This window comes from Variovorax paradoxus, assembly GCF_009755665.1.
GTDB lineage: Bacteria > Pseudomonadota > Gammaproteobacteria > Burkholderiales > Burkholderiaceae_C > Variovorax > Variovorax paradoxus_G.
In genome coordinates, this window is sequence record NZ_CP046622.1 from 2,250,744 (window position 1) to 2,272,726 (window position 21,983).

Sequence of the window (21,983 nt, forward strand, 5' to 3'; positions counted from 1 at the left end):
CAACTCCAAGGGACCGACCGACAGGGCGGGTTAACCTCCGCGACCTATGGATTCCCTGATTGCCGCCTCCGCGCGCGCCCTTGCCGCCGGCGACGCGCTTGGCGCCCTCAAGCGGGTTGCCTTGCGCGACGACCCGCCGGCGCTGGCGCTGCGCGGCATTGCCATGGCGCAGCTTGGCGAACACTCGCGCGCGCGTGAGCTCCTGCGGCGGGCCGCCCGGGGCTTCGGCGCCCATGAGGAACTGGCGCGTGCCCGCTGCCTGGTTGCCGAAGCAGAGGTGGCGCTGGCCATGCGCGACCTCGGTGGATCGCCGCGCTCTCTTGCCGCTGCAGCCGCCACGCTCGACGCGCATGCCGACCATGGCAATGCGCTGCAGGCGCGGCTGATTGCGGCGCGCAAGTTCCTGCTGCTCGGCCGCCTCGACGAGGCGGCGGCCACGCTGGCACCGCTCGATGCGCGAGGCCTTGCCCCGTCGCTGGCGGCCGTGGCGGAGCTCACCGCGGCCGAGCTGGCGCTGCGATCGCTGCGCACCGGCGCGGCGCAGGCGGCGCTCGCCCGCGCGCATGAGGCGGCCGAGCGTGCGCGCGTGCCTGCGCTCCTGGCCGAGGTGGCGGAGGCGCGGGCGGCGCTCAGTCGTCCGGCCGCGCGACGCCGCTCCGCGGGCGGCGAAGAGACGCTGCGCCTCGACGAGGTGGAGGCGCTCCTGGGCTCGGACGCGCTGGTCGTCGATGCATGCCGCCGCGGGGTCGGCGCGGGCGATGCATGGCGGCCATTGGCCCGGCGCCCGGTGCTGTTCGCATTGGCGCGCGGGCTGGCCGAGGCGTGGCCCGGCGATGTGGATCGCGAAGCGCTGATTGCCTATGCGTTCAACACCCGCCACCCCGACGAGACGCTCCGGGCACGCCTGCGGGTCGAGGTCGGCAGGCTGCGCGCGCTCGTTGCGCCGCTGACAGGCATCGAGGCGACGGCGCGGGGTTTTGTTCTCAAGCCGCACGGCGGGCGAGAGGTTGCCGTGCTGGCGCCACCCATCGATGGCGACCAGGCGTCGCTGCTGGCGCTACTCTCCGACGGCGCAGCGTGGTCGACCTCGGCGCTGGCCCTGGCATTGGGAGCCAGCCAGCGCACGGTGCAGCGCGCGCTCGCCGAGTTGGAGGCTGCGGGACGCGTGCGGGCCATCGGGCGGGCGCGGGCGCAGCGCTGGCTTTCGCCGCCGCTGACCGGATTCACGACGATCTTGTTACTCCCCGCCGCGCTGCCGATTGAATAGAGTTGTCTCCAAGGCCCCGATCCCCGGGCGCAAACAAGGAGCAGCAATGAGCACTGGCAGCAAGGCAGGCAAGGACCAGACACCCGTAACGGCACACGCAGCCGAGATCGTTCGCGAGTACGGCCCCTTGGCCGGCGAGGCGAGCGTGGGCGGCGTGACCCACGACGGCCACCGCGTCTGGGCCGCCACGCGCGACGGGCTGATCGCCTTCGACCCCGTGAGCGGCGAGACCACGCGCACGCTGGCGTGCGCCGGAGATGCCGGCACCGCCTTCGACGGCACTCATCTGTATCAGATCACCGAGGCGCGCATCGACAAGATCGACCCGGTCACGGGCACCGTGGTGGCGTCGATTCCCGCTCCGGGCAACGGCAGCGACTCGGGGCTCACCTGGGCCGAGGGCAGCCTGTGGGTGGGCCAGTACCGCGATCGCAAGATCCGCCAGATCGACCCGGCCACCGGCGCCGTGTTGCGCACCATCGAGTCCAACCGCTTCGTCACTGGCGTGACCTGGGTGGACGGCGAACTGTGGCACGGCACCTGGGAGGGCGACGAAAGCGAGCTCCGCCGCATCAACCCCGAAAGCGGGGCCGTGCTCGAGCGGCTCGAAATGCCGCGCGGCACCGGCGTGAGCGGCCTCGAATCCGATGGGGGAGACCTCTTCTATTGCGGCGGCGGGGGCAGCGGAAAGGTCCGCGCCGTGCGGCGCCCCAAGGCAGCCGCCAGGGCGTGAGCGCATCCGCCCGCGAAACGATTCATCGAACCAAGGAGCACATCGCCATGAACACCACCGTTGCCGAAACCGGCATTGCCGATCATCCCGTCGTTGCCAAGGACCGTTGGCTCACGCGGCGCAAGGCGCTGCTGGCCCGCGAAAAGGAACTGACGCGCCTGCGCGACCAGATCGCCCGCGAGCGCCGCGCACTGCCGTGGACCCGCGTCGAGAAGAACTACACCTTCGACACGCCCGACGGCCCCCGCACCCTTGCGGACATGTTCGAAGGCCGCCGCCAGTTGCTGGTGCAGCACTTCATGCTCGGCCCCGATTGGGAGCAGGGCTGCCCGAGCTGTTCCTACATGGCCGACCACGTCGACGGCATGAAGGTGCACCTCGAGCACCGCGACGTCACGCTGCTGGCGGTTTCCCGTGCGCCGCTGGATCAGATCGAGCGCTTTCGCCAGCGCATGGGCTGGCAGTTCAACTGGGTGTCGGCGTACGGCAGCGATTTCAACTACGACTTCGGCGTGAGCTTCAAGTCGGAGGAATGGGCCGAGGGCCGGGGCGAGGTCTACTACAACTACGGCGTGCGGCCCTTCCCGGCCGAGGAGGCACCCGGCATCAGCGTGTTCTACAAGAACGATGCGGGCGAGGTCTTCCACACCTATTCGACCTACGAGCGTGGCGTTGAAGTGATGATGGGCACGTACAACCTGCTCGACCTCACTCCCAAGGGCCGCGACGAGCACAACGCGGTCTACACCATGGACTGGGTGCGCCATCACGACCGCTACGAGCCGGCGCCGGCCGCAAAACCGGCGGCCCATGCGTGCTGCCATGCGTCGAACTGATCGGCAAGCGGGCTGAACTCGAAGGCATGCCGTGGAAAGCCTCTGGCCCTGGTTGGTGGTGGCGGGTCTCGGCGCCATTCATGGCCTGAACCCGGCCACCGGATGGATGTGGGCGGCGGCCTGGGGCGTCCGGTCGAAAGACCGGGGCCAGGCGCTGCGGGCCCTGGTGCCCATCGCGGTCGGACACGCCGCCTCGGTCGCGCTGGTGGCGGCCGCAGTGGCGTTCGGCGTGTCGATGGACCGGACGGTGATGCAAGTGGTGGCGGGTGGGCTGGTGGTCTTGTTCGCGGTGCTGCACCTCTCGGGCCGCACACCCAAGGCGGTGCGTGCGCCGGCGGGGCATGCGGGGTTGGCGCTCTGGTCCTTCATGATGGCCACCGCGCACGGCGCCGGGTTGATGCTGGTGCCGGCGCTGATTCCGCTCTGCATGGGCGACACGTCGGCCCGGGACATTGCGGCATCGGGCTCGCTGATGCTGGCGCTTGCGGCAGTCGGCGTTCACACGGCCGCAATGCTTGCCGTGACGGCGCTGGTTGCCAGCGGGGTGTGCCGGGGGTTGAAACTCATACTTTCGAACTCGTGAGGCGCGGCGAAACAAGCAAGAAGGTACAGACTCGCGCATCTGGTTGCACATTGGCGGTGCCATGACAGCTGGTTGCAAGCTTGGCTCAGTGTTTTCCTCAGAGAACGATGGCCTGAAACTCGCTAGAGTGAAGGCGGCCGTTCAGGCTTTTGCTTCGCACACATCAAGGAAAATTTCATGAGCAAGAAAGTTGCATATGTCACCGGAGGCATGGGTGGCATCGGAACTGCCATCTGCCAACGCCTCTTCAAGGACGGCTTCACTGTCGTCGCAGGCTGCGGCCCCACGCGCGACCATGCCAAATGGCTGGCCGAGCAGAAAGCCCAGGGCTTCGAGTTCCACGCATCGGTCGGCAATGTCGGTGACTGGCAATCCACGGTCGAGGCGTTTTCTGCTGCCAAGGCGGCGCACGGCCCCATCGACGTGCTCGTCAATAACGCAGGCATCACGCGCGACCGCATGTTCCTGAAAATGACGCCGGAAGACTGGAGCGCGGTGATCGAAACCAACCTCAACAGCATGTTCAACGTCACCAAGCAGGTGGTGGGCGACATGGTCGAGAAGGGCTGGGGCCGCATCATCAACATCAGCTCGGTCAATGGTGCCAAGGGCCAGGCGGGGCAAACCAACTACTCGGCGGCCAAGGCCGGCATGCACGGCTTCACGATGGCCCTGGCGCAAGAGCTGGCAAGCAAGGGCGTCACGGTCAATACCGTGAGCCCGGGCTACATCGGCACCGACATGGTGAAAGCCATCCGCCAGGAAGTGCTCGACAAGATCGTGGCCACCATTCCTGTCAAGCGCTTGGGCGAACCGAGCGAAATCGCCTCCATCATTTCGTGGCTTGCCACGGACGAGGGCGGCTACTCCACCGGGGCCGATTTCTCGGTCAACGGCGGGCTTCACATGCACTGAGCATGCTGACTGGAACCTGATCGAGAAACCCGCTTCGGCGGGTTTTTTTGTTTCCAGCGATGTGGCTTCTACGAATGGAAAGCCGCGAGAACGGCCATAAAGTTTCGCACCCCCAGGAGACACGACATGGCAGACACAACAATCACACCGACCCGGAAACTCCCTCTCTACCGCTCTCTTTACGTTCAGGTGATCACCGCGGTGGTCATCGGCGTGCTGCTCGGGCACTTCTATCCCGCCATCGGCGAAGCCATGAAGCCGCTTGGCGATGGCTTCATCAAGCTCATCAAGATGATCATCGCGCCGATCATCTTCTGCACGGTGGTGGTCGGCATTGCCGGCATGGAAGACATGAAGAAGGTGGGCAAGACCGGCGGCCTGGCGCTGCTCTACTTCGAGATCGTGAGCACCATCGCGCTCGTGGTCGGGCTGCTGCTGGTCAACCTGCTGAAGCCCGGCGCGGGCATGAACATCGACCCGGCCACGCTCGACACCAAGGCGATTGCCGCCTACACCGGCCCCGGCAAGATGACCGGCACGGTCGACTTTCTGCTCAACGTCATTCCCAGCACGGTGGTCGACGCCTTCGCCAAGGGCGAAATCCTGCAGGTGCTGCTCATCGCGGTGCTGTTCGGCTTTGCGCTGCACCGCTTCGGCGGGCGCGGCACGCTGGTGTTCGACGTGATCGAGAAGGGCTCGCACGTGCTCTTCGTGATCGTGGGCTACATCATGAAGCTCGCGCCCATCGGCGCCTTTGGCGCCATGGCGTTCACCATCGGCAAGTACGGCCTGGGGAGCCTGTTCTCGCTCGGCAAGCTGATGGGCACGTTCTACCTGACCTGCCTGCTGTTCATCTTCGTGGTGCTGGGGCTCATTGCGCGCTTCCACGGCTTCAGCATCTGGAAGTTCATCAAGTACATCAAGGAAGAGCTGCTGATCGTGCTGGGTACTTCGTCGTCCGAATCGGTGCTTCCGCGCATGATGGAGAAGATGGAAAACCTGGGCGCGAAGAAGGCCTGCGTGGGCCTGGTGATTCCCACCGGCTATTCATTCAACCTGGACGGCACTTCCATCTACCTGACGATGGCAGCGGTGTTCATTGCACAGGCCACCAACACGCCGATGACGCTGACCCAGGAGATCACGCTGCTGGCCGTGCTGCTGCTCACTTCCAAGGGCGCGGCGGGCGTGACCGGAAGCGGCTTCATCGTGCTGGCCGCCACCTTGTCTGCCGTGGGCCACGTGCCGGTGGCCGGCCTGGCGCTCATTTTGGGCATCGACCGCTTCATGTCCGAAGCACGTGCGCTGACCAACCTGATCGGCAACGGCGTGGCGACCATCGTCGTGGCCAAGTGGACCAACGAACTCGACACCGAGCGGCTGAAGGCCGGGCTCAACAACGAGAACTGGGTGGAGTCGCAGGAGCCTGAAGTGCTCGAAGGCGCGCGCGTGAGCAAGATGGCCGACTGAATGGCCTTGAAGGCCCGATGAAGGGCCGGGTGAAGTAAAAGGCCGCGCATCGTTCCTGCAAAATGCAACGATGCCCCACAGCGTCTCCCTCATCAACACCATTGCCGCCGGCCTGGGGCTGGCGCTCGTGTTCGGCTTTCTCGCGGTGCGCCTGCGCCTGCCCGCACTGGTGGGCTACCTGCTGGCAGGCGTGATCATCGGCCCCTTCACGCCGGGCTTCGTTGCCGACGGGGGCATTGCGGCGCAGCTGGCCGAAATCGGCGTGATGCTGCTGATGTTCGGCGTGGGCCTGCATTTTTCGCTCGACGACCTGCTGGCGGTGCGCAAGATCGCCTTGCCCGGCGCGCTGGCGCAGATCGCGGTGGCCGCGCTGCTCGGCGGTGCACTGGCGCTGTGGTGGGGCTGGTCCTGGGGCGAGGCGCTGGTCTTCGGGCTGGCGCTTTCGGTGGCAAGCACGGTGGTGCTGCTGCGGGCGCTCGAAAGCCTGGGCATTCTCGACTCGTTCACCGGCCGCATCGCCGTGGGCTGGCTGGTCGTTGAAGACCTGGCGATGGTGCTGGTGTTGGTGCTGATGCCGCCTCTCGCGGGAGCCTTGGGCGGCCATGCCGCCGATGCGGCAGGCCCCATGGACCCGCTGTGGCAAACGCTCGGGCTCACGCTGCTGCAGGTGGGCGGCTTCGTGGCGCTCATGCTCGTGGTCGGAAGGCGAGCCTTTCCGTGGATTCTTTGGCAGGTCACGCGGACCGGATCGCGCGAGCTCTTCACGCTGTGCGTGATTGCGGCGGCCGTCAGCATCGCATTCGCATCGGCGGCGCTGTTCGGCGTGTCGTTTGCGCTGGGTGCATTCTTCGCGGGCATGGTCATGCGCGAATCGGAATTCAGCCACCGTGCGGCGCAGGAGTCGCTGCCGCTGCGCGATGCCTTCGCGGTGCTGTTCTTCGTGTCCGTGGGCATGCTGTTCGACCCTTCGGTGCTCATCGAGCGTCCGCTGCAGGTGCTGGCGGTGGTGGGCGTGATCGTGCTGGGCAAGTCGCTTGCCGCTTGCGCGCTGGTGCTGGCTTTCCGCTATCCGCTGGGTACGGCGCTTACGGTGAGCGCGAGCCTCGCGCAGATCGGGGAGTTCTCGTTCATCCTGGCGGGCCTTGGTGTATCGCTCGGCGTGCTGCCGGTCGAGGGCCAGAGCCTCATCCTTGCCGGCGCGCTGATTTCAATTGCCACCAATCCGCTGTGGTTCAGCCTGATCACGCCATTGCAGAAGTGGCTGCATGCCCGTTTGCCCGTGGCTCGCGGACTCGAATCGCGCGACCATCCGCTGGCCGAACTGCCGACCACCACCGAGGCCAGGTATTTGTCCAGGCAGGTGGTGCTGGTGGGCTACGGCCGCGTCGGGCGGCGCATTGCGGCCGAGCTGGAGGCGAACGACATCCCCTATGTGGTGGCCGAGCAGAACCGCGAGCTGGTCGAGAAGCTGCGCGAAGCCGGTGTTGCGGCGGTGTGGGGCGATGCGGCAGACCCCGCGGTGCTGATCCAGGCGCACATTGCGCGTGCCCGCGTGCTGGTGGTCGCAACGCCCGACGCCCTGAACGTGCGCCAGATGATGGAAACCGCGCACACGCTCAACCCCGCCATCGAAACCGTCATCCGCAGCCACAACGAAGACGAAGCCCAACTGCTGACCCAGCAGACCGCCGCGACAGTCTTTCTTGGCGAACAGGAACTGGCGCAGGCAATGGCCCGCGACGTGGTCCGGCGGGCAGTGGCAGCGGCGTGAACCGCCGGGCACCGCAACGGTTCAGAGGTCTTCGATGACCAGTGTGCGGTAGCGCTGCGCGATCGAGTACGGCACGGCGCGCACCACCTCCATCAAGCGGTTCGCTTCCTCTTCGTTCTTCGTCTTGACGAGCAAGGCCGTGTGGCCTTCGCGCGCGAGCTTGGTGTAGGCGCGCACGGTGGCGGCGTCGGTACCCGCCGAAGGCAGCGGGTCGTCGGACTCTTTCACGGTGGGCGTGATCTCCTCGAGCACCGTTTGCGGCGGAATCAGGTAGATCTCATCGCCGCTCACGCCCTTTTGGAGCAGTTGATGGCCGATACGGTTGGCGTCTTCCGCGCTCGGAAACATCACCATCGAGTAGCCGCTCGGGTAAAAGGCGCCGCCGATGGTTGCTCGCATGCGGGGTTCTAGGACGAAGTTCTTCATGGTGCTGCCTCCTGGTGATGCAGTTCTTTGCTTTGCCCACCACGCTAGGCCTTCAGCGGGCCGTGCGCTGTAGGCCTGCTCCCTATATTTCCGCAGGTTGGCACGGCAAAGCTTGGGCAATGCCTCGGCAAGCTCCTGTACACTGCGCCTTCTCATGTCTTGCCGCTTCTTCCCCACCGCCGATTGCGTTGCCTTCATGGCCCGCATGATGCCGCCTGCGTTTGCGCGGGCGAATGGGGCATTGGTTGCACGAATGATTACCACCATTACCACCGCGGCCACCTGAGCACGCGCAGGTGGCCGTTTCGGCAGCCACCTGGTGTATCGCTCTTCTCTCCGAATGATTGAAACCCAGCTCTGGCAGCTGGGTTTTTGTTTTTTCATCCGGAGATTTCCATGTACCGCGATCCAGTCCAGTCACTCGAACCCTTGCCCAGCCGCAGCGCGGCCCCCCACGCACTGCGCGTGGGCATGATCGGCATCGGCACTGTCGGCTCGGGCACGTTTCGCGTGCTGGCCCGCAACCAGGCCGAGATTGCCGGCCGCGCCGGGCGGCCGATCGAGGTGGTGATGGTCGCGGCGCGCAACCTGGTGCGAGCCGCCGCGGTGGTGGGCGGGAACGTTCCGCTGACGGACGATCCGCTGCGCGTTGCCACGCACCCCGACGTCGACGTGGTGGTCGAAGTGGCCGGCGGCACCGGCCCGGCACGCGACTGGGTGCTGGCCGCCATTGCCCACGGCAAGCATGTGGTCACCGCCAACAAGGCCCTGCTGGCGGTGCACGGCGCCGAAATTTTCGCGGCGGCCCGGGAGCATGGCGTGGCCGTGGCCTACGAAGGCGCGGTGGCGGTGAGCATTCCCATCGTCAAGGCGCTGCGCGAGGGGCTCACGGCCAATCGCATCGAATGGGTGGCGGGCATCATCAACGGCACCACCAACTTCATCCTGAGCAAGATGCGCGATGAAGGCCTGGACTTCGGCGCCGCGCTCGCCGAGGCCCAGGCGCTGGGCTATGCCGAAGCCGACCCGGCTTTCGACGTGGAGGGCATCGACGCCGCGCACAAGCTCACGCTGCTGGCCGCCAATGCGTTCGGCACGCCGGTGCGCTTCGGCGATGTGCAGGTGGAAGGCATCACGGCCCTGCAGCGGGTGGACGTGGCCTGCGCCGAGCAGCTGGGCTATCGCATCAAGCTGCTGGGCGTGGCGCGGCGGCGGGAAGAGGGCGTTGAGCTGCGCGTCCAGCCCGCGCTGGTGCCCGCCTCGCACCTCATGGCGCAGGTGAACGGGTCGATGAACGGCGTCCTGGTCAAGGGCGACGCGGCCGGCCTGACGATGTACTACGGCGCGGGCGCCGGCTCGGAGCAGACCGCGTCGGCGGTGATTGCCGACCTGGTCGATGTCGCACGCCTGGCGGGCACCAGCGCTGCGCAGCGCGTGCCGCACCTGGGCTTTCATGCGCACGCGATGAACACACTGCCGGTGCTTCCTCGCGCCGACGTGTGTTCGTGCCATTACCTGCGAGTGCCCGTGCATGCCGCGAACGGCATCGAGGCGGTGGGGGGCTGGGCTGCCGGCCGGCAGCTGCCGGTGCGGCAAGTAGTGCTTGGGGCCGGCCTGTCCGGCACCGGCCCGCAGGTGCTCGTGCTGACGCAACCGGTGCAGCAAGCCGCGATGGACCCGGCCGTGAACGCGCTCCAGGCACACCCGGCAGTGGCGGGAGCAATCACGGCGTTGCGGGTGGAGGAACTGGCGTGACCCGCTCCTTTCTAATTGGGACAGAATGCGCCCGAACGCGGGCGCCTGCACCGCACATGCAATGGGAGCCGCAATGGACATCGATGGGTTGGATGAGCTTCAAGAGCGCGGAGGAACGCGCGCGTGAAGCGCTGGTTGATGGCCGCCGCGCTGGCTGGGGCAGCCCCCGTGTTTGCCCAGCCGGCGGAGCAGCCCAAGCAAGTGGAGGGCGCGTCCTGCGAGGCGGAAGAAGCCGCGCTCGAGCGTGAGATGGACCTTGCGCGCTCCCGGGGCCAGATGCTGCGCCGGCGGCAACTCGCCGAAACCCTGACCGCGCTGCGCACGCGTTGCCACGGAGCGGAACCTCAGCAGAGCCGCGCGGCCCGCATCGACAAGCTCGAGCAGGAGATTCGTACGCTCCGGGCGGAACTGGAGCGCGCGGAAGATCAACTGCGCGAGCTGAGAAACGAGCGGCCATGACCGGCCGCCCTGCGAGGCGCCAAGCGACCGGTTAAAGCCGCGGCTGCTGCATGCGCACCCGGCGCGCCGCTTCTTCCTCGCGCGCGTCGTCCACTTCGCGCATCACGTTGCCCAGGTCGACAGGGCCGGCGTCGCGCACGTGCGTGCCGGTCAGCACCGATTCGACGCGCAGCAGGCCGCGCTCGTACAGGTGCCAGATCTCGTCGCCATAGTGCGTGCCCAGCAGCTCCGGCGCAAACTGGCCGAAGAAGTTGCGCAGGTTCTCCACGTCACGCAGCAGCATGCGCCTGGCGTGGTTGTTGCCCGCCGCATCCACCGCCTGCGGCAGGTCGATGATCACCGGGCCGTCGGCCGACAGCAGCACGTTGAACTCCGACAAGTCGCCGTGCACCACGCCCGCGCACAGCATGCGCACCACCTCCTTCAGCAGGCTGCCGTGGTGGCGCACTGCCTCTTCGGGCGTAAAGGCCACGTCGTTGAGGCGCGGCGCCGCGTCCCCGTTGGCGTCGGTCACCAGCTCCATCAGCAGCACGCCCTCAAGGAAGTTGTAGGGCACCGGCACGCGCACGCCGGCCGCCGCAAGGCGGTAGAGCGCATCGACCTCGGCGCTTTGCCAGATGGCCTCGGTTACCTGGCGGCCGAAGCGGGTGCCCTTGGCCATGGCACGCGTTTCGCGCGAATTGCGCACGCGGCGGTTCTCGGTGTAGTCGACCGCCTGCCGAAAGCTGCGCTTGTCGGCTTCCTTGTAGACCTTGGCGCACCGTGTTTCATCGCCGCAGCGCACCACGTACACCATGGCTTCCTTGCCGCTCATCAGCTGGCGTACCACCGTGTCGATCAGTCCTTCGTCGACCAGCGACTGGAGTCGTGGCGGTGCTTTCATTGATGTTGCTCCCTCAGGGCCAGCGGGCGGGTCGAGAGGAAGGCCCTCAGGCTTTCCGGGCCGATCTGGTAGGCCGCATCATGCCTGTGCGCGGCAAAGCCCAGCCGCCGGTTGATGGAGAGCATGGGAGCATTGACCTCGGCGTTGTGCGTCACGGCCATCGTGACGGCGGGATGGCGTTCGCGTACCAGCTGCAGCATCATCGCCTTCACTCCCTTGGCCAGACCGTGTCCGCGCCAACGGGGGGCCACGGCCGTGAGCCGCTGGAACATGCGGTCGGGGTATTGCTGATTCCAGCTGGCGTCGCACACCGCGGCCACCTGGTCGCCGTCGAGCAGCAGCACGAGAAAGTGCTCGCCGCCGCGCCGGTCGATTTCGGCATACCAGGCGCGAAACTCCTCGAGCTCGAAGCGCATGGGCGGGCGCTCGAGCTGCGTGGTGGGGGCGTCATTCAGCAGCGCGGACAACGGCGCCATCAGCGTTGCAAGGCGCTCGAAGGGCACGCGACCGGCGTGGATCTCCAGGCGCAACCCGCGGCCGGCTGCGAGCGCCTGGGTCCGCCAGCGAGCGAGTTCGGCGTCATCGAGATCGGCGAAGACCATGCGGTTCTCGATGCTGCGGTGCTTCTCGGCCGCACCGACGATCGCGAGAAATGCGTGTCCCTCCGGAAGCGAAGCCTTGATGGTCGCCACGGCCGCGCCGCGCTTTTCCATGGTGGCAAGCAGTGTGTGCAGCAACGTGGTGGCAACGCCTTGCCGGCGCTGCGACCGAAGCACGCCACCCCACACATCCACGAAAGGCGCATAGGCCTGGTACTCGGGTGTGCCTTCGCGCCGGAAGCTCATGTTGAGGCTACCGACGATGCCGCCGCGGCCGTCCAGCGCAAAAATGCGATGCACGACGTGCAGCGGAGTGTGCTGGCGCACGTTCTGCATGTTGTCGGCGTCGCTCGGCCAGGGTTCGCCCGGAAAGTCCTGCTCGTTGCGAAGACGCCAGTAGGCAAGAGCCTTCCTCCACTCTTCAGCGGATGCCTGCCGGGGATCGAAAACACAAGTTGCGAAATGCCGCACGTAGGCGGCACGGGGTTCAAGCATGGTGAGCCTTGATGATTCAGGAAACGGGCAATCGCGGCCGGCACTGCATGCCGACGGCGGCGTTTGAATCTCGGGCGGTTTGTCGCTGCGGCAGCAGGTGCCGCAAGGGTCAGGCTGGCTGTGCCCGTTCAGGGCTCGCGCTACGGAAGAAAGCGCGTCAGCAGGTCTTTGAAAAACCGACAAACCGGCCGGGAGCGGGGCGTTGAATAGCTGTGTGTTCCATCGCTCACCTCCGGTCTGGTTGTTTGTCGAGGCGTCGAATGTAGCGGCCTTGTTGCGCGATGTGAAGTACCTTGTGGATCCGCACTGCTGAGCCATACCAGCTTTCGCGCGTCCTTTCAAAAGCAGGCGCATCGTTTCCACGTCGCGATTGACGAGATTCCACTCGCCAAGGGTTTGTACTTAGATGTGGTCGCAGAATTGTTTTCACGGACCTGCGCATGAAGCGAAAACGGTTCGAAGCTTCTCCAACCAACTTCACGTCATTGAACAAAGGAAACCGAATGACCGCCTCCAAACTTTTTTCCGCCGCTGCATTGGCCCTGGTGACTGCCGCTGGTGCGGCCCATGCCGAAACCTATGAAGGCGTCCATCCCCTGACCTCCGCCGAAAACCGTGCCGACGTGGCGGCCGGCGCCGTGGTTGCCGCGCGTGTCGGCAATCCCTACGCCACCGGCGCCGATTCGGGGCCGACCTACGCGCCGGTTGCCATGAACAGCCGCGAAGCCGTGCGCGCCGAAGCGGTGACTACGGCTCGCAATGCCGATCCGTATGCCGAAGGCGCTTCGTCGGGTGTGGCCCCGATGGTTGCTGGCGCGGTGGACCGCGCGACGGTGCGCGCCCAAGCCTATGCTGCCGCTCGCGGCGACGCCTTGCCGCTGTAATTGCCTGACACCACACACCTCGTCTGCAAAGACGGTTCACCCGAAGGCCGGTCCTGCGAAAGCAGGTCCGGCTTTTTGTTTGGGCAGACCAGCAGTGCAATGCTGAGCCAAGGCAGCCGGTCGGCTCTTGTGCAGGCTCGCCGCTCGCCGGGCTTTCGGTGGCAGCGGGCGATCAGGTTCTTCATCGGCAGCGAGGCCGCAAGTGGGGCGCCACCACCGGCAAGAGCGCAGTAATCCAAAATCTGGATCAATTGATCTGAATTTTCGATTTTACGGATGACGGAGGGCTCCCTAAAGTCCGCCTCGATGAACGCCACTGCCTCGCCCCCACTGCTGATCGGCTGCGCTGCCGGCTTTTCCGGCGACCGCACCGATGCGGCCGGGCCGGTGGTCGATACGCTGATTGCCCGGCTGCAAGGCGGCCCGGCGGAGCAACGCGCTTTCCTGATCTTCGAAACGCTGGCCGAGCGCACTCTCGCGCTCGCCCAACTGCGCCGACGCGACAACCCCGACGCTGGCTACGAGCCCTTGCTCGATGCCATGCTGCGGCCCGTGCTGGCCCGCTGCCTTGCGCGCGGCATTCGCATCGTGAGCAACTTCGGCGCGGCCAACCCGCGCGCCGCGGCCCGTCACATTGCCCGCATGGCGCGAGAACTCGGCGCCGCTGCGCCGCGCATCGCGGTGGTGGAGGGCGACGATCTCTCCGGCCCCGCGCATCTCGCGCTACTGCACGAAGCGCTGGGTGCGCAGATGGACGGCCTGCGCATCGTCAGTGCCAACGCCTACATCGGCGCCGAGCCGATTGCCGCAGCGCTCGACGCGGGCGCGCAGATCGTGGTGTGCGGCCGTGTGGCCGATCCGTCGCTCACGGTAGGTCCGGCCATGTCGCACTTCGGCTGGCGCGCCGACGACTGGCACCGGCTGGGCCGAGCCACCATGGCCGGCCACTTGCTCGAATGCGGCGCGCAGGTCTGCGGCGGCTACTTTGCCGACCCCGGCTACAAGAACGTGCCGGGCCTGGAAGAAGTGGGTTTCCCGATTGCGGAGATCGATGCCGACGGGCACTGCACCATCGGCAAGGCCGACAACACCGGCGGCCTCGTGAGCAAGGCCACGGTGAAGGAACAGCTGCTGTACGAGGTGCACGACCCGAGCGCCTACCTCACGCCCGACGTGGTGGCCGACATTGCCGAAGCCCAGGTCGATCAGCTGCCGGGCACGGCGAATCGCGTGGCGTTGTCGGGCGTGCGCGGCCATGCGCGGCCCAGCCACTACAAGGTCAATGTCTGCCATGAAGGCGGCTGGCTGGCCGAGGGCGAAATTTCCTATGCGGGCCCGCGCGCCGAGGCGCGTGCGCGGCTCGCGGCGGATGTGCTGCGCAAGCGGCTCGACGGCCTTGCGCTGCGCGTGGATCTGATCGGCGCACTGAGCATTCTTGGGGACGACGCCGGCCGCATGCTGGCCGATACGCCGGACACCGGCCTGCGCGACGTGCGGCTGCGGGTTGCGGCCTCGCACACGGACCGTGCGCAGGCGGAGCGCCTCACGCGCGAAGTCATGGCGCTGTACACCTGCGGGCCGGCGGGCGGCGGCGGCGTGCGCACCGCGCTCACGCCGCGGCTCAATACCTTGTCGTGCCTGCTGCCACGCGAAGCGGTGCCGGTGCGTTTCGAACTGCTCGGCGCGGAGGCTCTGGCATGAACACGCCCACAGACTTCGTCGAAGTACCGCTCTACCGCGCCGCCCACGGCCGCACCGGCGACAAGGGCGACCGTTCCAACATCAGCGTGATCGCCTGGCATCCGGAGCTTTACCCGCTGCTGGCCGAACAGCTCACGCCTGAACGCGTGGCCGCGCAGTTTCGCCACCGCGCGCCCTCGCGGGTGCAGCGCTTCCTGCTGCCCAGGCTGCATGCGATGAACTTCGTGCTCGATGCGGTGCTCGACGGTGGCGTCAACGATGCGCTGAACCTCGATGCGCACGGCAAGGCGCTCTCGTTCCTGCTGCTGGACATGCCCATCCGCGTGCCGCGGCCGCTTGTGCCGCTGCTGGCGGGGCCATAGCGGCAATCCGATTTCTTTTCCTCACCCATCCATCCGGAGACAAAACAATGAAACGACGTTCCCTCACCCTTTCGGCCGCCGCACTGGCCCTGGTTCCGCTGCTTGGCCATGCGCAGCAGGCCTTTCCAGACAAGCCCATCACCTTCGTGGTGCCCTTTGCGGCCGGCACGGCCACCGACCAGATCGCGCGCGCGCTGGGCAACAGCATCACGGCGGAAACAAAGCAGCCTGTAGTCATCGACAACAGGGCCGGTGCCAGCGGCTTCATCGCCTCGCAACAGGTGGCCAAGGCCGCGGCGGACGGCTACACCGTGCTGATCACCACCAACACGACGCACGCGGCCAACGAGCATCTGTTCAAGAAGCTGCCCTACGACCCGGTGAAAGATTTTTCGCCCATTACCGCGCTGGGCAAGGGCGGGCAGATCATGGTGGTGACCCCCTCGTTCCCTGCCAAGAGCGTGGCCGAGTTCGTGGCGCTTGCGAAGAAGGAGCCCGGCAAGTACAGCTTTGGCAGCGGCAGTTCATCGAGCCGCATGGCGGGCGAGTTGCTGCAGCAGATGGCAGACATCAAGCTGCTTCACGTGCCCTACAAGAGCAACACGCTGGCCGTGACCGACCTCCTGGGCGGGCAGATCCACATGATGATCACCGACGCGGCCACCGGGCTGCCGCAGGTCAAGGGCGGCAAGCTGCGCGCGCTGGGTGTGTCGAGCGCGGCGCGCTCACCGCTCGCACCCGATGTGCCCACCATTTCCGAAGCCGGCGTGAAGGGCTACGAAATGGGCTACTGGTTCGCGGCCTATGCGCCCGCCAAGACGCCGCCGGCTGTGGTCAAGCGCCTCAACGAGCTGCTGGTGAAGGCTGCGAAGAGCGAGTCTGCGAAGACCGCGTTCTACGAACCCACGGGCACCGAGGTGTTCACCACCTCGGCTGAAGAGCTCGCCAAGTTCCAGACGGCGGAGTCGCAGAAGTGGGGCCGCATCGTGAAGGCCGCTGGCATCGAAGCCGAGTAGCCGGGGAAGGCGGCGGCCGCTGCTAGCGCACGTTCGCGCTCTTCTTCGGATCGGTGTGTACCGCAAAGCCTGATTTCCCCGGCGCTATCTCCTCGCGCAACGTGAGCGCGGGGATTTCGTAGTCGCCGAAGTTCTGCGGGCGGAACGGAATCGGGTCCATCGTCCACAGCGTGTCGAGGCGGTGGCCGAGTTCTTCGGTGATTCTTGCGTAGGCGCCTGCATCCACCTTGCCGGTGCGGTAGACCACGTAGGGCGGCAGCACCTCGAAGCCGGGGTAGTAGAGCACCCCGTGGTGGATGGGAAACAGCAGATCGTCCATCGGTCCGTTGATGCCCCTGGCGCTGTAGTGCGAAGCCCAGCCGCCGGCGCTGACCACCAGCATGGCTCGCTTGCCGCTCATCACGCCCTGGCCGAAGCGGTCGCCCCAGTGCGAGTCGGAGTGCTCGCCCACGCCGTAGGCAAAGCCATAGGCATAAACGCGGTCGATCCAGCCCTTGAGAATGGCCGGCATCGTGTACCACCACAGCGGAAACTGGAAGATCACCGCGTCGGCCCACAGCAGCTTGGCCTGCTCGGCAGCGACCTCGTCGCGCTGGGTGCCGGCCTCGAATGCGCGCAGGGAGTCGGTCACCGGGTCGAAGTGTGCGACGGGCTCGACGTGCGAGAAGTCGTCCGCGTCGAGCGTTGCCTTCCATTGCATGGCGTAAAGGTCGGACACGCGCACTTCGTGTCCGGATTGCACGAGGCGCTCCACCATGAACTGCTTGAGAGATCCGTTGAGGGAGCGGGGCTCGGGGTGGGCATGAACAAGAAGAATTTTCACGGCTGCATGTTGCGTTGAATGAAGATGCATGCAGGTTAGGTTCGGCCGAGCTATATTGGAAATGAATATTCGAAATCCCAGGAATAGTGTTGAACAATTTCAACCGGATCGACCTCAACCTTCTGCTCACGCTCGACGTGCTGTTGGCAGAGCGCAGCGTCACCCGCGCCGCCGAGCGCCTCAACCTTTCGCAGCCTTCGGTCAGCGTACAGCTCGCCAAGCTGCGCGAGGTATTCAACGATCCGCTGCTGGTGCCCGCGCAACGCGGCATGCGGCCCACCGCTCGCGCCGACGAGCTGCGCGAGCCGCTGCGCGAGGCGCTGGAGTCGTTGGGCCGCGCGGTGGCGCCCACCAAGCCTTTCGACCCCGCTGAGGCCAACACCACCTGGCGGGTGGCCGCCGCCGACTATGCCGAGTCGGCCATTCTTCTGCCGGCGCTTGCCGGCCTGCGCGCCGCCGCGCCGAACACCCGCCTTGCCGTGGTGGAGGCGGTGCCCTCGCGCATGCCCCGGCAGCTGGAGCAGGGAGAGATCGACCTGTTCTTTCATACCAGCGTGGGTGCGCCGCCCGGGCTGCACCGGCGAGTGCTGTTCCACGAGCGCTATGTGCTTGCCGGGCGCACAGGCCATCCGCGCCTGAAGCGCCGGCCCACACTGGCGCAGTTCTGCGCGCTGGAGCACGTGATGGTGTCGCAGGGCGGCGGTGGCTTCATCGGGCCCACCGACGAGGCACTCGCGAAGAACGGGCTCGAGCGGCGCGTGGCGCTGTCGGTGCCGCACTTCCTTTTCATGATGTCGGTGCTGGCCAGTACCGACATGGTGGCAATGCTGCCCGAGCGGCTGGCGCGCGGCGCGCCGGGGCTGCGCGTGGTGGAGGCGCCGCTGGAGGTGCCGGGCTACGAAATGGCCATGCTCTGGCATGAGCGCCGGCATCGCGATGCGGGGCACCGGTGGCTGCGGGAGCGAATTGCCGAAAGCCTGTGAACGGCAACCGCTCGCAAAAAACTACGCCCGCAGAATTTTCTCCATCGCCTTGCCTTTGGCGAGCTCATCGATCAGCTTGTCCAGTTGGCGGACCTTCTGCATGAGCGGGTCGTCGATGTCTTCAACGCGAACACCGCACACCACACCCTTGATGAGCGAGCTGTTCGGATGAATGGCCGGAGCTTGGGCGAAGAAGGTCTCGAAGTTGCTCGCCTGTTCGATCTGCCGGTTCAGCCCGGGCATATCATAGCCCGTCAGCCAGCAAATGATCCGATCGACTTCTTCTCTCGTCCGTCCCTTGCGTTCGGCTTTTTGAACGTACAAGGGGTACACCTTGGCAAAGGCCATCGTGGAGAACGATTGTCGGGTCGCCATCGGTTTTTCTCACCCCGGAATATCGGGCTCGACCAGCTGGGCCAGCGCCACAAGAGACTCCTGCCAGCCCAGGTAGCACATCTCGGCAGGAATCACGTCGGGAATGCCTTCCTGCACGATGGAGATTTCGGTGCCGCAAGACACCTGCGTGAGCGTGACGCTGGTCTTCATGGTGCCCGGCAGGTTGAGGTCGTCGAAGGCGGCATCGTAGGCAATGCGCTGGCCGGGCACGAGCTCCAGGTATTTGCCGCCGAACGAGTGGCTGTGGCCGGTGCCGAAGTTGGTGAACGACATGCGCCAGGCGCCGCCGACCACCGGCTCCATGCTGTGGACCTTGCCGGTAAAACCGAACGGCGGCAGCCAGCGCTCGAAGGCGGCGGGCTCGGTAAAGGCGCGGTAGAGACGGTCCGGCGGGGAACGGAGTACGCGATGCAGACGAATGGTGTTGGTAGCCATGGATGTGTTCTCCTGAAGTGCAGAGGATGACCCTCTACTGGCACGACGAACGAGCCGGCGGGAAATCGACACGACGCTTCTGTTTTTTTTAACCCACCCGGCGGCAGCCGATAGTACCGATTCGAGCCAGCGTTGTGCCGGTCAGATCACGGGCACGCTGGCTTCCTTCAGTACGCGCAGCACGAAGTGCGACTTGCTGTGGCGTATGCCTGGAATCTTGTAGAGCTTTTCCCGCAGCAGCCGCTCGTAGTCGCGCGTGTCGCGCACCGCGATGCGAATGTAGTAGTCGTAGTCGCCCGACACCAGATACGCCTCCTGGATTTCGGGAATGGTGGCGAGCGTGCGGCCGAAGTCGTACAGGGTTTCGTCGGTGTGGCTCTCGAGCGTGACCTGCACGATGACCGAGTCGTGATAGCCGAGCTTGGCCGGGTCGACGTCGATGGTGTAGCGCTTGATCACGCCCGTGGCTTCGAGCTTCTTGATGCGCGTCCAGCAGCTGGTGGGCGACAGGCCGACCTCGTTGCCGATTTCTTGCAGCGTCTTGCGGGAGTCGAGCAGCAGCACGCGCAAGATCGCCAAGTCGGTCTTGTCGAAAGATCCTTCTTCATTGGCGCCTGTTTGCCGATTGATTTTCATAAGTTGAGCTAAATTAGCCAAAAGAAAGATGCAAATTCTGCATCAAAGTCGGAAGAATCGACGGCATGCGACTGCTCGATCTTCCTCCCGCTTCTTCTCCACCCTTGCAGCCTGGCCCGGTGCCTCGCGTGCGCAACGGCGCCGAGGCGCTGCTCGACACGCTCGTCGAGTGCGGCGTAGACACGCTTTTCGGCTACCCCGGCGGCGCTGCGCTGCCTCTTTACGACGCGCTTCATGGCGAGCCGCGGCTGCGCCATGTGCTGGTGCGTCACGAGCAGGCGGCGGTGCATGCGGCCGAAGGTTATGCGCGCACTACGGGGCGCGTAGGCGTGGTGCTCGTCACTTCGGGGCCGGGCGTGGGCAACACCATCAGCGGCCTGCTCGACGCCATCAGCGATTCGGTTCCGCTTCTGTGCATCAGCGGCCAGGTGGCAACCGGCGTGATCGGCACGCAGGCTTTCCAGGAGAGCGATGCGCTCGGCATGTCGCGGCCCGTGACCAAGTGGAACCAGCAGGTGCGCAAGGCCGACGACGTGCCGGCGCTGGTGCGGCGCGCGCTCGAGATCGCGGCTTCGGGGCGGCCGGGGCCAGTGCTGCTCGATGTACCCAAGGACGTTCAGCTCGCGCGGCTGGGCCATGGCACCGCGTCCCGGCCGATGCGTGCTTTGCGCGCGGCAAGGGCGGCGCTGCCGCCCCGTGCCATGCTGCAGCGCGCGGCCGACCTGATCTCAACGGCGCGACGGCCGGTGCTCTATGGCGGCGGCGGGTTGATCAACTCGGGCCCTGCCGCCTGCGAGGCCTTCGCACAGCTGGTGCACCGGCTGCACGCGCCTTGCACGCTCACGCTGATGGGGCTCGGCGCCTTTCCTACGTCGGACCCCAAATTCATCGGCATGCTGGGCATGCACGGCATGCTCGAAGCCAACCTTGCGATGCATGAGGCCGACCTGGTGGTGTGCGTGGGTGCGCGTTTCGACGACCGCGTGACCGGCAAGCTCGACGAGTTCTGTCCGCATGCGCGCAAGATCCATATCGACATCGACCCGGGCAGCATCAACAAGGTGGTGAAGGTCGACGTGCCGATGGTGGGCGATTGCGGTGCCATCGTCGATGCCTTGCTGGCGCTGCTGCCGGCCGAGAGCTTTGCGCCTGAGCGGCTCGCGCCCTGGTGGCAACGCATCGAGCGCTGGCGTGCGGAAGATTGCCTTGGCTTCGAGCCGCGCGGCGATGCGATCTTGCCGCAGCAGCTGATGGCGTCGCTGCAGCAAGCCATTGGCGGGCGCAATGCCATCGTGTCGACCGACGTGGGCCAGCACCAGATGTGGGCTGCGCAGTATTTGCACTTCGAACAGCCGCGCCGCTGGCTTACCTCTGGCGGTGCCGGCACCATGGGCTACGGACTGCCGGCAGCGATCGGCGCGCAGGTGGCGCACCCGGAGGCATTGGTTGTTTGCGTGAGCGGCGATGCCTCGGTGCTCATGAACATCCAGGAGCTTTCAACCGCTGTGCAGCACCGCACGCCGGTGAAGCTGGTGTTGTGCAACAACGGCTACATGGGCATGGTGCGCCAATGGCAGGAGCTCAACCACGGCAACCGGCTGAGCCACAGCTGGAACGAGGCGCTGCCCGACTTCGTGGCACTGGCCAAGGCCTTCGGCTGGGGCGCGAGGCGGGTGTCGGACCCCGCCGAGCTCCAGGCCGCGCTGGCCGAATGCCTTCAGAGCGACGGTCCATTCTTTCTCGACGTGCAGGTCGCGCCGCAGGAGAACTGCTTTCCGATGATGCCGGCCGGGCACGGGCATCACCGGGTCATGCTTGGAAAAGACCGCTGGTTCGAGGAGCGCTGAGCGGCCGGATTTTGGGTCTCAGGCGGGCTCCATGCCATAGCGCCGCTTGATGGGCGCGCTCTCGGCCGAAGCCATGAATTCGAGCAGCGCCCGCGCGGCCTTCGGGTGCGCGCAGCGGGTGGAGGGAGCGGCTGAAAAGACAGTGGTGATCTGGACGTCCGCCGAAAGCGGGCCGAGCAAATCGATGCCTTCGACGCCGATCAGTTCGCTCAGTTGCTGAAAGCCCAGCGCCGCTTCGCCGCGTGCAAGCAGGGAGCCGACCGGCACGCCCGGAGGCGCCTGCACCAGCCGGCCGCGAACGTCGTCGGCAATACCCCAGCGCTCGAACAGCGCGACCAGGGCCACACCGCTCGGCCCCGTCGAATAGGCAATGCCCTGGGCGGCCAGAACGGCGCTTCGCAATGCACCGCCGGTTGAAATGTCGGGCCGCTGGGCACCGGCGCGCACCGCAACCGCCACGCCAGAGCGGGCCAGGTCCACCTTGCCCGCGCCATCGAGCCTGCCTGCCGCAACCAGCCCGTCTATGGCGTCCGACGCTAGCGCGACCACGTCGAAAACTTCGCCTGCGGCCACACGCCGGGCGGCTTCGACGCCACCCATTGCCACGAAGGCAACGGGCGTGCCGGCACGCTGCGAATGCGCTGCGGCAAGCTCTTCGAGCAGCGCCCGGGTTGCCATCGAGCAGACGCCTTGAAGAGTTGCGGTCAT

At 66.4% G+C, this 21,983-nt stretch carries 23 protein-coding genes; 15 read left to right on the forward strand and 8 right to left on the reverse strand.

Annotation, left to right across the window (positions count from 1 at the left end; translation table 11 throughout):
• Positions 1-46: 46 nt before the first annotated feature.
• The 7 genes from GOQ09_RS10565 to ybaL all read left to right on the forward strand — a co-directional run bounded on the left by GOQ09_RS10565 (position 47) and on the right by ybaL (position 7,575).
• Positions 47-1,267: a helix-turn-helix domain-containing protein gene (locus GOQ09_RS10565; RefSeq protein WP_157613384.1), complete on the forward strand. Its 1,221-nt coding sequence runs from the start codon at positions 47-49 to the stop codon at positions 1,265-1,267.
• A gap of 46 nt (positions 1,268-1,313) precedes the next feature.
• Positions 1,314-2,000 (forward strand): Vgb family protein, encoded by a 687-nt coding sequence (locus tag GOQ09_RS10570; RefSeq protein WP_157613385.1) that lies wholly within the window; start codon positions 1,314-1,316, stop codon positions 1,998-2,000.
• 47 nt (positions 2,001-2,047) lie between these two features.
• Complete coding sequence (locus tag GOQ09_RS10575) at positions 2,048-2,836, forward strand: DUF899 domain-containing protein (protein ID WP_157613386.1); 789 nt, start codon at positions 2,048-2,050, stop codon at positions 2,834-2,836.
• Positions 2,837-2,867: 31 nt separating this feature from the next.
• Entirely contained in the window at positions 2,868-3,419 is a 552-nt protein-coding gene (locus GOQ09_RS10580; protein ID WP_157613387.1) for a hypothetical protein, read from the forward strand.
• 177 nt (positions 3,420-3,596) lie between these two features.
• On the forward strand, positions 3,597-4,334 hold the full coding sequence (gene phbB / locus GOQ09_RS10585; protein ID WP_126747179.1) for an acetoacetyl-CoA reductase: 738 nt from the start codon (positions 3,597-3,599) through the stop codon (positions 4,332-4,334).
• Between the two features lie 126 nt (positions 4,335-4,460).
• Entirely contained in the window at positions 4,461-5,804 is a 1,344-nt protein-coding gene (locus tag GOQ09_RS10590; protein ID WP_157613388.1) for a dicarboxylate/amino acid:cation symporter, read from the forward strand.
• Between the two features lie 70 nt (positions 5,805-5,874).
• Complete coding sequence (ybaL, locus tag GOQ09_RS10595; protein ID WP_157613389.1) at positions 5,875-7,575, forward strand: YbaL family putative K(+) efflux transporter; 1,701 nt, start codon at positions 5,875-5,877, stop codon at positions 7,573-7,575.
• Positions 7,576-7,596: 21 nt separating this feature from the next.
• Here ybaL and GOQ09_RS10600 read toward each other — a convergent pair whose 3' ends face one another.
• Positions 7,597-8,001: a hypothetical protein gene (locus tag GOQ09_RS10600; RefSeq protein ID WP_157613390.1), complete on the reverse strand. Its 405-nt coding sequence runs from the start codon at positions 7,999-8,001 to the stop codon at positions 7,597-7,599.
• A 396-nt stretch (positions 8,002-8,397) separates the two neighbouring features.
• On the opposite strand from GOQ09_RS10600, the gene GOQ09_RS10605 reads away from it, so the two are divergent.
• Positions 8,398-9,756: a homoserine dehydrogenase gene (locus tag GOQ09_RS10605; RefSeq protein WP_157613391.1), complete on the forward strand. Its 1,359-nt coding sequence runs from the start codon at positions 8,398-8,400 to the stop codon at positions 9,754-9,756.
• 123 nt (positions 9,757-9,879) lie between these two features.
• Complete coding sequence (locus GOQ09_RS10610) at positions 9,880-10,215, forward strand: DUF1090 family protein (protein WP_242631067.1); 336 nt, start codon at positions 9,880-9,882, stop codon at positions 10,213-10,215.
• A 31-nt stretch (positions 10,216-10,246) separates the two neighbouring features.
• Here the strand turns inward: GOQ09_RS10610 and GOQ09_RS10615 are convergent, their stop codons facing one another.
• Positions 10,247-11,098 (reverse strand): PA4780 family RIO1-like protein kinase, encoded by an 852-nt coding sequence (locus GOQ09_RS10615; protein WP_157613392.1) that lies wholly within the window; start codon positions 11,096-11,098, stop codon positions 10,247-10,249.
• Positions 11,095-12,192 carry a GNAT family N-acetyltransferase gene (locus GOQ09_RS10620; RefSeq protein WP_157613393.1) on the reverse strand — a complete coding sequence of 366 codons (1,098 nt, stop codon included), beginning with the start codon at positions 12,190-12,192 and terminating at the stop codon, positions 11,095-11,097. The genes GOQ09_RS10615 and GOQ09_RS10620 overlap by 4 nt, the downstream gene beginning before the upstream one ends.
• A 503-nt stretch (positions 12,193-12,695) precedes the next feature.
• On the opposite strand from GOQ09_RS10620, the gene GOQ09_RS10625 reads away from it, so the two are divergent.
• The 4 genes from GOQ09_RS10625 (at position 12,696) to GOQ09_RS10640 (ending at position 16,155) form a co-directional block, all read left to right on the forward strand.
• Entirely contained in the window at positions 12,696-13,076 is a 381-nt protein-coding gene (locus GOQ09_RS10625) for a helicase SNF2 (protein ID WP_157613394.1), read from the forward strand.
• A gap of 306 nt (positions 13,077-13,382) precedes the next feature.
• Positions 13,383-14,777 carry an acyclic terpene utilization AtuA family protein gene (locus GOQ09_RS10630; RefSeq protein ID WP_157613395.1) on the forward strand — a complete coding sequence of 465 codons (1,395 nt, stop codon included), beginning with the start codon at positions 13,383-13,385 and terminating at the stop codon, positions 14,775-14,777.
• On the forward strand, positions 14,774-15,139 hold the full coding sequence (locus tag GOQ09_RS10635) for an AtuA-related protein (protein ID WP_157613396.1): 366 nt from the start codon (positions 14,774-14,776) through the stop codon (positions 15,137-15,139). The genes GOQ09_RS10630 and GOQ09_RS10635 overlap by 4 nt, the downstream gene beginning before the upstream one ends.
• A gap of 47 nt (positions 15,140-15,186) precedes the next feature.
• A complete protein-coding gene (locus GOQ09_RS10640) occupies positions 15,187-16,155 on the forward strand; it encodes a Bug family tripartite tricarboxylate transporter substrate binding protein (RefSeq protein ID WP_157613397.1) in 969 nt (322 codons plus the stop codon).
• Positions 16,156-16,177: 22 nt separating this feature from the next.
• Here the strand turns inward: GOQ09_RS10640 and GOQ09_RS10645 are convergent, their stop codons facing one another.
• Complete coding sequence (locus GOQ09_RS10645) at positions 16,178-16,978, reverse strand: NAD(P)H-dependent oxidoreductase (RefSeq protein ID WP_157613398.1); 801 nt, start codon at positions 16,976-16,978, stop codon at positions 16,178-16,180.
• 89 nt (positions 16,979-17,067) lie between these two features.
• Here GOQ09_RS10645 and GOQ09_RS10650 point away from each other — a divergent pair, with 89 nt between their 5' ends.
• Positions 17,068-17,961 (forward strand): LysR family transcriptional regulator, encoded by an 894-nt coding sequence (locus GOQ09_RS10650; RefSeq protein WP_157613399.1) that lies wholly within the window; start codon positions 17,068-17,070, stop codon positions 17,959-17,961.
• A gap of 21 nt (positions 17,962-17,982) precedes the next feature.
• On the opposite strand, the gene GOQ09_RS10655 is transcribed toward GOQ09_RS10650, so the two are convergent.
• The 3 genes from GOQ09_RS10655 to GOQ09_RS10665 form a co-directional block, all read right to left on the reverse strand.
• On the reverse strand, positions 17,983-18,336 hold the full coding sequence (locus GOQ09_RS10655; RefSeq protein ID WP_157613400.1) for a DUF2200 domain-containing protein: 354 nt from the start codon (positions 18,334-18,336) through the stop codon (positions 17,983-17,985).
• Positions 18,337-18,345: 9 nt separating this feature from the next.
• A complete protein-coding gene (locus tag GOQ09_RS10660; RefSeq protein ID WP_157613401.1) occupies positions 18,346-18,792 on the reverse strand; it encodes an SRPBCC family protein in 447 nt (148 codons plus the stop codon).
• A 141-nt stretch (positions 18,793-18,933) separates the two neighbouring features.
• Positions 18,934-19,428 carry an Lrp/AsnC family transcriptional regulator gene (locus tag GOQ09_RS10665; protein ID WP_207309945.1) on the reverse strand — a complete coding sequence of 165 codons (495 nt, stop codon included), beginning with the start codon at positions 19,426-19,428 and terminating at the stop codon, positions 18,934-18,936.
• Between the two features lie 65 nt (positions 19,429-19,493).
• Between GOQ09_RS10665 and ilvB the strand changes: the two genes are divergently transcribed.
• Entirely contained in the window at positions 19,494-21,275 is a 1,782-nt protein-coding gene (ilvB, locus tag GOQ09_RS10670; protein ID WP_157613403.1) for a biosynthetic-type acetolactate synthase large subunit, read from the forward strand.
• Positions 21,276-21,293: 18 nt separating this feature from the next.
• On the opposite strand, the gene GOQ09_RS10675 is transcribed toward ilvB, so the two are convergent.
• Positions 21,294-21,983: a substrate-binding domain-containing protein gene (locus tag GOQ09_RS10675; RefSeq protein WP_157613404.1), complete on the reverse strand. Its 690-nt coding sequence runs from the start codon at positions 21,981-21,983 to the stop codon at positions 21,294-21,296.

Coding starts and splice junctions, on each gene's coding strand:
- GOQ09_RS10635 (WP_157613396.1), top strand. CDS start 14,774: ATGAACACGCCCACAGACTTCGTCGAAGTACCGCTCTACCGCGCCGCC.
- GOQ09_RS10570 (WP_157613385.1), top strand. CDS start 1,314: ATGAGCACTGGCAGCAAGGCAGGCAAGGACCAGACACCCGTAACGGCA.
- GOQ09_RS10665 (WP_207309945.1), bottom strand. CDS start 19,428: ATGAAAATCAATCGGCAAACAGGCGCCAATGAAGAAGGATCTTTCGAC.
- GOQ09_RS10605 (WP_157613391.1), top strand. CDS start 8,398: ATGTACCGCGATCCAGTCCAGTCACTCGAACCCTTGCCCAGCCGCAGC.
- GOQ09_RS10630 (WP_157613395.1), top strand. CDS start 13,383: ATGAACGCCACTGCCTCGCCCCCACTGCTGATCGGCTGCGCTGCCGGC.
- GOQ09_RS10615 (WP_157613392.1), bottom strand. CDS start 11,098: ATGAAAGCACCGCCACGACTCCAGTCGCTGGTCGACGAAGGACTGATC.
- GOQ09_RS10660 (WP_157613401.1), bottom strand. CDS start 18,792: ATGGCTACCAACACCATTCGTCTGCATCGCGTACTCCGTTCCCCGCCG.
- GOQ09_RS10675 (WP_157613404.1), bottom strand. CDS start 21,983: ATGACCGCAACTCTTCAAGGCGTCTGCTCGATGGCAACCCGGGCGCTG.
- GOQ09_RS10575 (WP_157613386.1), top strand. CDS start 2,048: ATGAACACCACCGTTGCCGAAACCGGCATTGCCGATCATCCCGTCGTT.
- GOQ09_RS10590 (WP_157613388.1), top strand. CDS start 4,461: ATGGCAGACACAACAATCACACCGACCCGGAAACTCCCTCTCTACCGC.
- GOQ09_RS10600 (WP_157613390.1), bottom strand. CDS start 8,001: ATGAAGAACTTCGTCCTAGAACCCCGCATGCGAGCAACCATCGGCGGC.
- GOQ09_RS10565 (WP_157613384.1), top strand. CDS start 47: ATGGATTCCCTGATTGCCGCCTCCGCGCGCGCCCTTGCCGCCGGCGAC.
- ybaL (WP_157613389.1), top strand. CDS start 5,875: ATGCCCCACAGCGTCTCCCTCATCAACACCATTGCCGCCGGCCTGGGG.
- ilvB (WP_157613403.1), top strand. CDS start 19,494: ATGCGACTGCTCGATCTTCCTCCCGCTTCTTCTCCACCCTTGCAGCCT.
- GOQ09_RS10625 (WP_157613394.1), top strand. CDS start 12,696: ATGACCGCCTCCAAACTTTTTTCCGCCGCTGCATTGGCCCTGGTGACT.
- phbB (WP_126747179.1), top strand. CDS start 3,597: ATGAGCAAGAAAGTTGCATATGTCACCGGAGGCATGGGTGGCATCGGA.
- GOQ09_RS10620 (WP_157613393.1), bottom strand. CDS start 12,192: ATGCTTGAACCCCGTGCCGCCTACGTGCGGCATTTCGCAACTTGTGTT.
- GOQ09_RS10655 (WP_157613400.1), bottom strand. CDS start 18,336: ATGGCGACCCGACAATCGTTCTCCACGATGGCCTTTGCCAAGGTGTAC.
- GOQ09_RS10640 (WP_157613397.1), top strand. CDS start 15,187: ATGAAACGACGTTCCCTCACCCTTTCGGCCGCCGCACTGGCCCTGGTT.